This window comes from Actinoplanes sp. OR16, from assembly GCF_004001265.1.
GTDB lineage: Bacteria > Actinomycetota > Actinomycetes > Mycobacteriales > Micromonosporaceae > Actinoplanes.
The window spans coordinates 3,127,794-3,141,128 of the sequence record NZ_AP019371.1 but is presented as its reverse complement, the minus strand read 5'-3'; the positions used below and the strand labels follow the sequence as shown (position 1 = coordinate 3,141,128).

Below are 13,335 nucleotides of genomic sequence, written 5' to 3'. Positions count from 1 at the left end.
CCGTCGATGATCACCGCACCCTGATCCGGACCGCGTCGAGGGCCGGCGTCTGGTTGGCACGCTCCATCATCGGGATCCGGTGCGAGCCGTCACCCGCCCACGAGGCGCACTGCGCGGTGCCGGCCTGGGGCAGGCCGGGAACCTGAATGGTGACGGTATCCGGTTGAGCACCGCCCCGGCTGTCCTCGGTCGCGACGAAGAACGCCGGCACCGGTGCCGGATCCGGTGCCGAGCGGGTGCTGGCCAGCATCCGGCAGGCGGTGTGGAAGTGGCCGCGGACCAGGCCGTTCTGCAGAACGCTCGACTCCACGTAGTACCCGCCCTGGCCGGCCGCGAGGAACCGGTCCCGGATCAGGTTGCGGGTGCTGATCCGCAGTGTGAAGGCCTGGTTCCGGCGTACCTGGGTAGGCGCCTGGGTGATCAGCAGCGTCGGGTTGTTCGCGGCGGCGCCGACCTCACCGAACTCGGTGGAGACGCACCGGTCACCCTTCTGGAAGCCGTCGTGCGCCTGCAGCCCGCTGGTGTCACAGCTGTTCGTCAGGATCCCGAGGTTGGCCCCCGGAACGTTCCCGCCGCCGTTGTTCCCGCCGCCGTTGTTCCCGCCGCCGTTGTCGTTCCCACCGCCGGCGTTGGTGTCGTCTCCGCCGCCGTCCTCGTTGAGGGTGCAGCCCGACAGCCCTTCGGCGTTCAGGTTCGGCTTCTGCGCGTTCCGCCCGATGGCGGTCTCGATCCGGTTGATCGTCGCGAACCGCTTGTCCTTCAGCGGCCCGAGGATCGCGTTCTGGATGAAGTTCGCCCCGCCCTGCCCCTGCGTGCTGACGATCCGGGCGTTCGCCTCCTGGATCTGCGTCTGCAGCAGAGCGAGATTGCGGTCGACCTCCGCCCGAGCCTGAGCCGGCACGTTCCCTCCGACGTCGACCTGCGGGCAGTTGACGGTCGGCACACCTTCCGCCGCCGACGCCACACCGAGCCCCACGCCGGTGATCGTGACCGCGACCCCCACGACCGCAACGACCTGCCAGCGCCGCGAGATCCCCCGCGACTTGCTGTACCGAGACCTGCCCATTCGCCCGCGCCTTCCCGATGGCAAAGACATGCTGCTTCACCCATCGATACGGGCGCGCTCCCACAATGGATCAATGTCCTACGCACCAAGAGGAAGCCGGCGTCGGCCGGTCGATGCGGAGGGGAACAGCGCGATGACGAGAAGGCGGGTCACCGCGCTGCTCAGCGAGTCGGCTACCGCCCATCGGGGTGAGCTGCCGATCAGATTCACCGATGAATTCCGAAGAACGCTTTCTGTGAAATCGCTTCAGCAGGGCTTCGAGTCGGCGGCGCCGCGCAGGATCCGAAAAGCGCCATTCGTTTCGGTCAGCGTGTAGTCGATGCTCCACTGGGTACACGTTTCGCCGGCGCGCCCCTTTGGTCCGGCGCCTGCTTCCTGCGTACTGCGGAATGTCACTTCGGCGAGCGTGCCCTCGGCGCCGTCGCCGAGTCGGTGCAGGATCACCTCAGAGTTCTGGGTGGTGCGGGTCCCCTCCTGAAACGCGGCCATCTGGGCCGGATCGGTGGGGTCGATGACGCCGGCCGGGTCGAGCGCCGAGGCGACCCGGCCGTAGTCCTTGGCGTTGATGCCGCCGAAGTAGGTGTCGAACATCGCGGCGATGTCGGCGGCGCGGATGTCCGTGACGTTCTGGCCGATCGTGACTACACCGACCTGGGTCGGGGTGGTCGGATCCGGTGTGGTCGGTTCGGCGGTCGGCGTCTCGGGTTCCGTGGTCTCCGGCGTTACTGTCTCGGTGATTTCGGTGGCCGTGGGGGATATCTGACCGTCGGCAGCAGGGTCTTCGCGGTCGAGCAGCTTCGGTATCAGCAGGATGCCGGCCACGACAGCGGCGACCAGGAGGACGACGCCGGCGATCAGTGGTGTTCTGCTGCGGGCGGGCCGGTCCTCCTCGGTCGCCTCGGGCACCCCCAGCCGCTGTCGACTGAAAGGGCTTCCGCATGTCTCACACGCAGGGCAGCCGCCCGGGACGGGGCAGCCGGCGCTCACGCGCGACCATGGGCACTGTCTCGCACAATCAGCCAGCTGCGGCTTGACTCGCGCACAACTTCGCACCTACTTCGCAGAACTTCGCAGAACTTCGCACCCCGGCTTGTCAGGGTGCGAAGTCGAATGGTGGGATGGGAGACATGGGTGCTGAAGCCGTCAGGGAAGCCCTTGCCGTACTGCGGCGAATGGGCGGAGAGCCGACACGGATAGAAGCCAAGCGTGCCGCCGGCGGGATGCCCAAGTCGGTACGGGAGACACTTTCCGCGTTCTCGAACACCGATGGCGGGACGTTACTGCTCGGCGTTGACGAGGCGAGCGGATTCAGCCTGGTGGAACTGACGGACCCTCCAGCGCTTCGCGATGCGCTGATGCAGATGTCCCGGGATGACATAACGCCACCGCTACAGATCAACGTGGAAATCCTCGAGGTCGAGCACCGATGGCTAGTCGTCGCCGAAGTACCTCCAGCGCCGGCGGACCGGCGCCCCGTATACGTCACAGCACAGGGAATCTCGGGAGGTTCCTACCTACGCGGCGGCGACGGTGATCGTCACATGACCGAAGCCGAGATCGCCCTGGTCATGGCCTCACGGACCCAGCCCTTGTACGACCGGGAAGTCGTCGAGGAGACGACGGTCCACGATCTGGACGATGAGGCGTTGCGCCGTACGCTGCGCAGGATCCGATCCGGGTTTCCCAAGCTCGCCCAGGCCGACGACCCGACCGTCCTCTTCCGGCTCGGGATCACCGCCGGGCGTACGGCCGACGCGCCGCTGACGCTCGCCGGGCTCCTAGCCTACGGACAATTTCCGCAGCAGTACTTTCCCCAGCTGATGGTCTCGGTCGTCGTGCACAGCCCAGATCGCGCCTCCGGGACGAGATTCCTGGACAACCTGACCGTTCGGGGCTCCATCCCTGAGATGATCGAGACCACGCTGTCCATGCTCCGGCGGAACCTCGCGGTCCGAGCGGTCATCAGTGATCGCGGCTCACGCGTCGACGAGGTCGAGTATCCGCTGGAGGCCGTCCGTGAAGCACTCGTCAACGCACTGATGCATCGCGACTACAGCCCCGTGACCCGCGGCACGCAGGTACAGGTCGAACTGTTCCCCGACCGACTCGTCATTCGCAGTCCAGGCGGCCTTTACGGCGGAGTCACCGTCGACGAACTCGGCGAAGCGGGAATCTCGTCCTCGCGGAATACGGTGCTGGCCAGCCTTCTCGCCGACACCTACCTCCCCTCGTCGAACGAGCTCGTCGCCGAGAACCGATCCTCCGGCATTCCCGCGATGCTCGCCGTAGCGCGCAGTCGCGGTCTGCCCCGGCCCAGCTTCCGCAGCTCCATCGCCAGCTTCATGGTCACCATGGCGCGATCGGAACTCCTCAGCCCTGAAACCCGCCGCTGGATCGCGGGACTCGGCGCGCATCTGCCTACACCAGCGCATCAGATCGCCGTGGCGATGCTGCACGCGGACTACCTGACCAACGAGATGCTCCGGCAATGGGGCGTGGACCGCGTCACCGCCGGCCAGGTTCTGCGAGATCTCGTCGATCAGGGCCTCGCGCTCAAGGAAGGCGGCCGCCGCTACGCACGGTACGTTCTCGACCCTGCCGTTTCCGGACGGGCTGAGGCTCCTGACCTCTTCTCCGCGCTACCCGACGAATTGACGCCCGACGTGGGACAGGCGCTCAAAATCCGCGGCGAGGCGACGGCCGGCGAGCTGGCCGAAGCGACTGGACTGTCCCGACGCGCAGTCCAGAACCACCTGCGCAACATGGTGGAAGCGGGAATCATCGACGCCGTCGGCCCCACTCGAAGCCCTAAGCGCCGCTACCGGTGGACCGGGATAGCCGGCTGATCTCGGATGCCGTCGGGCGAGGTAACGCCCCTACGCCGTGACGCTGTACATATTCACGCGTGGCATAGCGATCACCTGGAGCGAGCGATGCATTCCACTGCGTAGCAGTTTCGGTTACGGTCATGCCGAGTGGCCGGATCCACGGAGGACGAATGGCGCAACGCAAGGGCCTTCTCGCCCAGATTCTCGATGCCCGCAAGCAGGCCAAAAAGCTCGAGGCCCAGGCGGAGGCACGCAGGCACCGTGAGTTGATTGCCGAACAGCGGCGGCAGGAAGCCGAAGCCCAGCGGGAGGCGAAGCAGGCGGAAGCCGCGGCAAAGAAGGCCGAGGCGCAACGCCTGCGCCAGCAAGTGCAGGCTCAACGGCTCACTGAGCAAGCAACGGCCAAGGCCGCCCGCGAGGCGGCACAACGAGAACGTGCCGAGGAACGTCGGCAGGCGACCGAGGCTCGGACGAGAGCTCAGGAGGCAGCGGCGGCGAAACGGCATGCAGCCGACGAGGAGTTCGCTCTCAAGACCGCCGAGGCCGAGTTCCGTACTGAGGCGGTAAGCAACACGCTCGCCGAGTATTCGGCGCTGCTGCGTAACCGCAACCGGGACACACGCAACGCCGTACTCGAACTGAGTGCCGCACTGTCTCACGGCGGCCCGACAGGCCTCGTTGAACGACTTCAGCACGCTCTTGCCCAGTCCCGTTATCCAGAAGGATTGACGGGAAGGGTCGCCGCGCACTACGACGCCGCCTCCAGGGAACTGCTCATCGAGTACGAGCTTCCGCTCCAGGAGGCCGTTCCCACCGTGGTCGCCTACCGATACACCAAAGCCAAAGGCATGACAGCCGCCCCACGCAAAGACGCCGAGATTAAAGCCCTATACGGAGATCTCCTCGCACGGCTGACTCTCCGCACCCTGGCCGAGGCCTTCGACGCGACGTCCCCTGACATCGTCTCGGCTATCGTCTTCAACGGCTACGTCTCGACCAAGGACAAGGCCACCGGCCGAGCCGTCCGCCCGCTGCTGATCAGCATCGGCTCGGAACGCGGCCGCTTCGCTGAGATCGAACTCGACGAACCGGCACTCGATCCCGTTCTCTGTCTCCGCAGCCATCTCAACGCCATAGTGTCGCCGCACCCGTACGACCTCGAAGCCGTTCAGCCAGTCGTCTCCTTCGACCTGTCCAAGTACAAATTCGTCGACGAGATGGACGTGGTCGCCGGCATGGACAGCCGCACCGACCTGCTCACCCTGTCACCCGGTGCTTTCGAGCATCTGATCCGCCGGCTTTTTGAGGCCAGAGGCATGAAATCCTGGGTCACCCAGGCGTCCAAGGACGACGGCGTTGACGGTGTCGCCGTTAACAACGACCCCATCGTCGGCGGACTCTGCATCATTCAAGCCAAGCGCTACAGCAGAATCGTCGGCGTCGAAGCAGTTCAGGCCCTGGCCGGCGTCATGGATCACAAGCGGGCGGCCAAAGGTGTGCTCGTCACGACCTCATGGGTTGGCAAGGCCAGCCGTGACTTCGCCACCGCGAACGGCCGCATCGTCATCATCGAAGGCCGCGAACTCAAATATCTCCTCAAAGAGCACCTCCACCTCGACGTCCTCATCGGGCTCGAAAAACTCCCGCCCGGTTGGCAAAAGTCGGACATCGACTGACATCCCGCCCGCCGGGCAGTGCGTCGGAGCATGCGCTCAGCACGCATGATCAGCGACAGGAGAGTGAATCGATCTTGGAAGTAAAACGACCACTAAACGGCATTCCCTACTGCCCGGTATTCCTGTATAACGGTGCGCGGCGCCGAAATGATCCTCCTGCCTGTTCTTTTAAGGGCGAGCAGGAGGGGTCCGGCCGGGAAGATGGAAAACTGGGCAATCGCGTTGCTGAGCGCGGGGGCGCTTACCGGTGTCGCTACGGTGTTTCGTGCATATTTGATCTTCAAGGTGACCTCCTAGCCCCTAACCGCTGATGAGGCCGGTCGAAGGCATGCCTTGGCACTCCTGCGAGTTTTGATCCTCCAGTTGCGGAGGAACCCGAAAGATCCGGCAAGGCCCAGTGAAATTGAGATTCCCGGCAATCTGGAAGACCTGCCGTAATTTCCATGACCAGCTTGAGTGGCCCAAGACCACTCGAACCGGAGCTGAATGAGGTCGAGCGGAGGCGTTCGGTTGGGAGCGCGGCAGGATCTGGTCGGTTCCTTCCTCGAGGTGCCCTCGGTGCTGGTGGCGATCTGGCAGTTCCGCTCCACACCCCGGAAGCCCGCGAACGGCTCGCACTGCGACTGATCGCCGCGTCATTCCTCGTCCTGGCCGCCTGGGTCGCCGTCCGGGCATTGTTCGGCGCCGAGCAGGCCGATAGCTCCCGCGGCCGGGATCGCCATCGCCGCGACCTTGGCCTTCGTGATGACCCTGCCGGTCTTGGGCCAGGCGGCTCGCTGGCCGCGAACTCGGCTCAGCGACCGTGACAAAAGGCGCAAGACGAACCTTGTGCTACCTAGAGCAACGACCGCAGCAGTTTCAGGCGGCCACGTGTCCAGCCCTTTCGCCGCCCCACCCCGAAGCCTCAAGTCGCTCACCAGAACTCCACAGAACGGCAGCCTTGGGCCAAATTGACGACCAACAATTCGACTTATTCACTTAAACTAGTCGATCGCGATGCCCAGGATTTCGCCATGAAGACCACCGAAAGTATCCCCAGTAGACCACGCTCTGTTGCAAAGCGAGCGCTCGATGTAACCGGAACGTGCAACTCATAGGGGTCTGAGCTGGGAAAACAGCTCTACAAACCCATTGAAGTGCCGCGTCGCGCCCGCACGATCCGTCGATAGGGATAGCACATGCGCAAATCGCGGAATTCTACGAGTTTTCGAGGCCAAAACAGGGCCGACTGTCTACAGTCGGCCCTGCTCTATACCCACCTGAGCTGCTGCGGAAACCTACTACTTCAGCCCTTCAGGAGCTGCCGCGCCATGACGATGCGCTGCACCTGGTTGGTGCCCTCGTAGATCTGGGTGATCTTCGCGTCGCGCATCATGCGCTCCACCGGGTAGTCCCGGGTGTAGCCGTAGCCGCCGAGGATCTGGACGGCGTCGGTGGTGATCTCCATGGCGGCGTCGGAGGCGAAGCACTTGGCGGCCGCCCCGAAGTAGGTGAGGTCGGCGTCGCCGCGCTCGCTCTTGCCGGCCGCGGCGTAGGTGAGCTGCCGGGCCGCTTCGAGCTTCATGCCCATGTCGGCGAGCATGAACTGCAGGCCCTGGAAGTCGGCGATCGGCTTGCCGAACTGCTTGCGCTCCTTGGCGTAGTTCAGCGCGAAGTCGAGGGCGCCCTGCGCGATGCCGATGGCCTGGGCGGCGATGGTGACCCGGGTGTGGTCGAGGGTCTTCATGGCGGTGGCGAAGCCGGTGCCCTCGTCGCCGATCATGCGGTCGGCCGGGATGCGCACGTTGTCGAAGTAGACCTCGCGGGTCGGCGAGCCCTTGATGCCGAGCTTCTTCTCCGGGGCGCCGAAGCTGACGCCCTCGTCGGACTTCTCCACGACGAAGGCGGAGATGCCCTTGGAGCGGGCGGCCGGGTCGGTGACCGCGAAGACGGTGTAGAACTCGGAGACGCCGGCATTGGTGATCCACCGCTTCACGCCGTTGAGCACCCAGTGGTCGCCGTCGCGGACCGCGCGGGTGGTCATCGAGGCGGCGTCGGAGCCGGCCTCCGGCTCGGAGAGGCAGTACGAGAACATCGCCTCGCCCGCGGCGACCTTGGAGAGATAGCGGGACTTGAGCTCGTGGGAACCCGCGATGATCAGCGGCATGGTGCCGAGCTTGTTGACCGCCGGGATCAGCGAGGACGACGCGCAGGCCCGGGCCACCTCCTCGATCACGATCGCGGTGGCGAGGGCGTCCGCTCCGGCGCCGCCGTACTCGGCCGGGATGTGCGGCGCGTGGAAGTCGGAGGACCGCAGAGCGTCGTACGACGCCTTGGGGAACTCACTGGTCTCATCGGCCTCGGCGGCGTGGGGAGCGACCCGCGCCTCACAGACCTCGCGCACGGCGGCGCGAATGGTCTCGTGATCCTCCGGCAGCCGATATGCGTCGAAATCAGACATGACCTTAACCTTCCCTAAGGGGTCCCGCCGTCATGTTACCGGCGCGTAGCACCGCCGGTGCAACAGTCCGCGGTGTGCGGAAGATCCCCCGGGGAAGTACCACCTGGAAAAGTGCCGGGTTCCGTGCCGTTTCCACGGATCTCCACCCGGTTGAGACTGTTCTAATGAGGTGTCCGACCGGCATGCTCTAGTTACCAAGAGGAGTCGAGGAGGCCCCGTGGCGCAGGCTGACGAGTCCGATTACGCCGACGATCTGGCGCGGATCGACGCCTCCATCGCGGAGCTCAAGGTCAAGGACATGCAGGCGGCCGCCGAGCGGACCAAGATAGCCAGCAAGATCCAGGCCGCGCAGTTCCAGCGGGACATCCTCTCGCACGCCCAGAAGGCCAAGGGCACCAAGAGCAAGCGGACGACCCGCCGCAAACCAGCGGCCGGCGGCGACTTCCCACCTCCGCCACCGCCCGCCGGCCGGCCCGTTCAGGACGATCCGCCACCGCCGCCGTCGCGGGGCGGTGGCCGTGGCCGCGGCGCGCCTCCTCCCGACTGGGCCGAGCCGGGCACCCGGCACACCGGTCCGCCCGGGGTCGCCACCGACGGTGTCACGATGCTCGTCGACGATCCGCCGCCGACCGAGCGGGTGGCCCCCGGCCCCCGCCGTCAGCCGCCGCCCCCGGAGCACCCGCCGGAGGCGTCCACCCAGTCCGTGCAGAACATCCTGCTGGTGCTGGGCGCGCTCCTGCTCGGTGTGGCCGCCGTGGTGTTCGCCGGTGTCGCGGTGGAGAACCCGTTCGCCCGTACCCTCATCCTCGCTCTCGCCACCGGCATCGCCCTCACCGCCGCGCCCGGCATCGCCAAGCGGGGTCTGACCTCCACCGGCGAGACCGTCGCCGCGGTCGGGCTGATCCTGTTCCCGATGACGCTCTTCGCGTTGCACGGCAGCGCGCTCGCCGGCGGACCCGATGTCCCCGTCGCGCTCTACCTCGGGATCACGTTCGCCATCACCGCGATTGCGGGCTTCGCGTACGCCGGGGTCACGCGATTGGCGGCCCCCCGCTACGCGACGGTGATCGCGGCCCAGCCGGTGGCGCCGCTCCTCGCGTACCCGCTGATCCAGAGCCCGGCGGGCTGGGGCCTGGCCCTGACCGTCGTGGCCGTGCTCGACCTGCTGCTGCTCACCACCGTGATCCGATCCGGCCGGCTGGTGCCGCGCTGGCCACTGGGCCGCCCGCTGCCACCGGACCGGGAGTCGCTCGCGGACGCCGACCCGGAGAGGTTCACCAGCCCGGATCCGGACGCGCCGCCCCGCCCGGAGTCCCAGCCGGAAGAGCCCGACCTGATCATCTCCGGTCTGACCCGGCCGAAGAGGCGCTGGCTGCCGACCCGGATCTTCCCGGGCCCGCGCCCGGAGGACGCGCCGCCGGCCGGTTCGGTGCCGCTCGCGCCGCCCGCCTCGCCGCCGTCCGCGGACTGGCTGCGGGAGCTGACGTTCGCGCTGCTCTGCTTCGCCAGCGCGGGCGCGCTCATCTACTCGTCGGTGGCGCTGCTGCAGGCCGAGGTGGTGTCCGACGCCCTGCGGTCCGGCCTGATCCTGGTCGCGGCCGCTCTCACCACGGTCTTCGCGGCCCGGCTGCTGCAGAACCCGCTCGCGCTGAACGTGGCGGGCGCGCTGCTGACCCTGGCCGTGATCGGCACGACCGCCCGGCTCGCCGACGTGATCTCGCCACGCTGGACCCTGGTGATCGCCGCGGCCACCGTCGCGATCACCGGCGCGGTCGTCGGCCTGCTCGACAGGCCGATCCGCCGCGGTCCGCAGTGGGCGTCCACCGGCGCCCTGACGATCATCGGGCTGATCATCTCGATCGACGCGATCCGGGCCGCGCTCGCACCGGTCGCCGCGGCTCGCCCGATCTGGAACGCGGACACCTCGGCATACGCTCAACAGCTCGCCGAGGCGGTCGGCCCGTCCGGCTGGCTGCTGGCGTTCAGCGCCCTGCTGCTCACCGTCGCCGCCGCGCTGGCGCTGCCGGTCAGCATCCGGCACGAGGGCGCGGTCGCCGGCATCACGCTGACCGCGCTGGCCGTGCCCGCCTCGCTCGGCCTGCCCTGGTCCGAGGCACCCTGGCCGCTGGTGCTCGGATCGATCGGACTCGGCGCCGCGGGCCTCTGGGCGAGTACCCGGCGGATCGCGTTCGCGCACGTCATCGGCGCCGGCGTCGTCGGGCTGTTCGGCGCGGCAGCCGCGCTGAGCGCCTCCTGGCTGACCGCCGCGGTGCTGACCGCGCTCGGCGGGGCCGGCGTCATGGTCGCGATCGCGGCCCGGCAGATCCCGGTCCGGCTCTTCGCCTGGGTGATCGGCGACTGGGCGTCCGGCGCCGCCGCGCTGGCGCTGCCCGGCGCCGCGGTGACCGCCGCCCTGGCCCTCGCCGATCCCGGTGGCGGCCCGCCGCCCACCGAGGCCGCGACCGTCCCGGCCCTGGCCGCCGGTTTCCTCGCGGTGGCCTGCACGCTCAGCTACGCGGCCGTCTACCAGGTGGCCCGCCGCGAGATCAGCCTGCCGCTCACCCTCGGCACCGGCATCGGCGCCGTGGCGATGGCAGTGGCCGCCCTCTTCGCGCCCGGTGCGGCAGCGCCCGACCTGTGGGTGGGCGCGCTGCTGCTCGGCGCCGCCGGCCTGCTCTTCTTCGCGAAGTCGATCGACGAGCGCGGCCGCAACGACCGGCTCCTCGACGGCCCGGACATCGCCGCTGCGGCCGCCACCGTGGCGATCTGCGGCGCGCTGGCCCGGGTCGCCGCGCTCGCCTTCCCGAACTCGCCGCTCGCCGTCGCCGGTGTCGTCGTGCTGCTGGTCGGCATGGGCGTCACCGTGCTGCCGGAGGACTGGAAGCGCGGGCCGTCCCGTGGCCTCGGCATCGCCGCCCTGGTCGTCGGCCTGATCGCCGGCGCCCAGGCGGTCTCCGGTGGCCTGCGGATCCTGGCGCTGCCCGGCCCGTTCTGGGCGGCCGACCTGACCGCCTACCCGCAGGGCCCGCCGGCCGGGGCGTGGCAGGCGCCGTTCGCGCTCGCCATGGTCGCCATCACCGCTGCGATCGGGATGTCGAAGCCCTGGTCGCACTGGGCCTCCGGGCTCGCCGCCGCGCTCGCCACCATCGGCACGCCATGGGCGCTCGGCATGCCCTGGTGGGCGCCGCTGCTCGTGGGCGGGGCGGTCGCCATCGCGTACGGGCTGGCCTCGGTGGCCGCGCCCTCCCCCTCCGCGGCACGGGCCCGGGCCGCCGTCGCCGCCGTGGTCCTGCTGCACGCCGTGGCGGCCTGCCTGGTCCGCCCGTGGGCGACGGCGCTCGCCCTGCTGCTGGTCGTGATGCTCGGCACCCTGGTCGCGGTGCTGGCCCGGATGCCGATCCGCGGCGCCGCACCCGATCCGGTGGAGGCGGCCGAGGAGGCCGCGGAGAACGCGACGATGCCGTCCAGCGCGCTGCCCCGGCACCGCGCCCAGATCGGCGGCGCCGCGACCGGCTCGATCCTGCTGGCGCTCCCCGGCGTCTTCGCGGCGGCGGCCGCCGATCAGGGGTACGACGTCCAGGTCGTGCTGACCGCCGCGCTCGCCGCGTCGAGCATCGGGCTGGCCGTCCTCGCCGCTCTCGGCAAGTACATCCCGCAGTTCCTGCCCTGGGCCACGATCGGCCTGGTGCTGGGCGCGACGATCACCGCGCTCGCCTCGGTGCCGTCCGATTACCCCACCGCCCTGTACGCCGCCGCGGCCGCCCTCCTGGGCGTCCTCGCCGAACTCCTGCGTGGCGCCACCCCGGCCCCGGTGCAACGGGTCGCGCCGCTGGAATATCCGGCGCCACGATACGTCCGGGCCCGCCGCGGCACCCTGCGATCGAGCGGCCTGACCGCCGGCGGGCTGGGCGAGCGCTGGCTGGCCGACCCGGCGACCGGCGCGGTCTGGCTGGCGCTGCTGCCCACACTGCTGGCTCTGTTCTCGCTGGCCCCGGCCCTGCGCGCCGCCCTGATCGACCCGCTCAAGCAGGTCAACGCGACCTGGGAGGGCCCGATCCCGGCGCTGGCAGTGCCGGACGCCGGCAACGTGGACGCCACCAGCGCCCTGGCCGCTGTCCTGCTCACCGGCGCGGCGGCGCTGGCGGCGCTCGGCTTCGGCGGCAAGGCCTCGGAGACCGTCCCGGTGATCCTGCCGGGTGTCGCGCTGACCCTGCTGATCACACCGATCGCCCTGCACGCCGGATTCCCGGCCGCCACCGGCGCGGCGCTGGTGGTCTTCACGATCTCGATGCTCGGCCTGGCGCTCACCCCGCCGCCGGCCGCGACCCGGGCGCCACTGCTGCGGACCACTCGCAGCATCGTGTTCGTCATCGGGCTGCTCGCCGGTGGAGCGGGTCTGGCCGGCAGTCTCGCCGAGGAACCCCTGACGCTCTTCACACTGGGCAGCGCTGTCGGAGTGGGCCTGGTCGCGGCGGTCGGCGGGCGTACCCAGATGGCTCGGATCCTGGGTTGGCTCTTCGCCGCTCTGATGGGTCAGATGTTCGTGCTGACCGTGGCGATCTCGGCGGGGCTGGAACGGCAGTGGGCGGCGTTCGGCGTGCTCGCTGTCAGCGCTGTGCTGCTCTCGCTGGAGGCGGCGTTGCCCCGGCTCGGCCTGCCGCAGTACCGTGCCGAGGCCGTCACCGTCGAGTGGTGCGGCTACGCCTCGGCCCTGATCGCCGGCGTGCTGGCCTTCGACTCCCCGGCCCACCTCGCCGCACTGCTGGCCGCCTGGGGGGCGGTGCTCGGCCTCACGGCGTCCCGCCCGGACCGGACCCCGCAGCAGCGCCGGACGCTCTTCTGGGTCGCGGTCGGGTTCGAGATCGTCGGCTGGTGGCTGTTCATCGCGCTCGCCGAGGTCGCCGTCCCGGAGGCGTACACCCTGCCGTTCGCGGCCCTGGCCCTCGCGGTCGGCATCATCGAGGCGCACCACCGGCCCGATCTGAGCAGTTGGGCGGCGTACGGCCCGGCGCTGCTGGCCGCGTTCGTCCCGACCATGGGCATCGTCCTCGCCGACGCCGGCAACGACGCCCGCCCGGTCCTGCTGCTGCTCGGCGCGGTGGCCACCCTGATCATCGGCTCCCGGACCCAGCAGCAGGCGCCGGTGGTGATCGGCGCGATCGCCACCGTGTTCGCGGCGCTCTGGTTCGGCTTCAACCTGGTCGGGCCGTGGCTGGTCCTCGTACCGGTCGGGGTGATCCTGCTCTTCCTGGGTGCGACGAGCGAGAACCGCCGCCGCACCCAGCAACTCCGCGGTGTGCTGTCGAAGATGCGCTGACGTCCCGG

The 13,335-nt window shown here is 69.2% G+C and carries 7 protein-coding genes; 3 read left to right on the top strand and 4 right to left on the bottom strand.

Annotation, left to right across the window (positions count from 1 at the left end):
* Positions 1-10 precede the first annotated feature (10 nt).
* The gene (locus EP757_RS43855; RefSeq protein ID WP_127546311.1) at positions 11-1,066 is read right to left on the bottom strand and encodes a hypothetical protein; all 1,056 of its coding nucleotides are present in this window, start codon (positions 1,064-1,066) and stop codon (positions 11-13) included.
* 246 nt (positions 1,067-1,312) lie between these two features.
* Complete coding sequence (locus EP757_RS14515) at positions 1,313-1,888, bottom strand: hypothetical protein (protein WP_127546308.1); 576 nt, start codon at positions 1,886-1,888, stop codon at positions 1,313-1,315.
* A gap of 305 nt (positions 1,889-2,193) precedes the next feature.
* On the opposite strand from EP757_RS14515, the gene EP757_RS14510 reads away from it, so the two are divergent.
* Together EP757_RS14510 and EP757_RS14505 are read left to right on the top strand one after the other, a co-directional pair.
* Positions 2,194-3,912, top strand: a complete 1,719-nt coding sequence (locus EP757_RS14510) for an ATP-binding protein (protein WP_127546305.1) — start codon at positions 2,194-2,196, stop codon at positions 3,910-3,912.
* A 152-nt stretch (positions 3,913-4,064) separates the two neighbouring features.
* Positions 4,065-5,570, top strand: a complete 1,506-nt coding sequence (locus EP757_RS14505) for a restriction endonuclease (RefSeq protein ID WP_127546302.1) — start codon at positions 4,065-4,067, stop codon at positions 5,568-5,570.
* Between the two features lie 635 nt (positions 5,571-6,205).
* Here the strand turns inward: EP757_RS14505 and EP757_RS14500 are convergent.
* Complete coding sequence (locus EP757_RS14500) at positions 6,206-6,388, bottom strand: hypothetical protein (RefSeq protein ID WP_127546300.1); 183 nt, start codon at positions 6,386-6,388, stop codon at positions 6,206-6,208.
* Between the two features lie 467 nt (positions 6,389-6,855).
* On the bottom strand, positions 6,856-8,010 hold the full coding sequence (locus EP757_RS14495) for an acyl-CoA dehydrogenase family protein (RefSeq protein WP_127546297.1): 1,155 nt from the start codon (positions 8,008-8,010) through the stop codon (positions 6,856-6,858).
* A gap of 217 nt (positions 8,011-8,227) precedes the next feature.
* Here EP757_RS14495 and EP757_RS14490 point away from each other — a divergent pair, with 217 nt between their 5' ends.
* Positions 8,228-13,327 (top strand): SCO7613 C-terminal domain-containing membrane protein, encoded by a 5,100-nt coding sequence (locus EP757_RS14490; protein WP_127546294.1) that lies wholly within the window; start codon positions 8,228-8,230, stop codon positions 13,325-13,327.
* Positions 13,328-13,335: the final 8 nt, after the last annotated feature.

Bases quoted from the DNA above. Each gene is read 5' to 3' on its own strand.
- EP757_RS14505 (WP_127546302.1), top strand. From the start codon at position 4,065: ATGGCGCAACGCAAGGGCCTTCTCGCCCAGATTCTCGATGCCCGCAAG.
- EP757_RS43855 (WP_127546311.1), bottom strand. From the start codon at position 1,066: ATGGGCAGGTCTCGGTACAGCAAGTCGCGGGGGATCTCGCGGCGCTGG.
- EP757_RS14495 (WP_127546297.1), bottom strand. From the start codon at position 8,010: ATGTCTGATTTCGACGCATATCGGCTGCCGGAGGATCACGAGACCATT.
- EP757_RS14510 (WP_127546305.1), top strand. From the start codon at position 2,194: ATGGGTGCTGAAGCCGTCAGGGAAGCCCTTGCCGTACTGCGGCGAATG.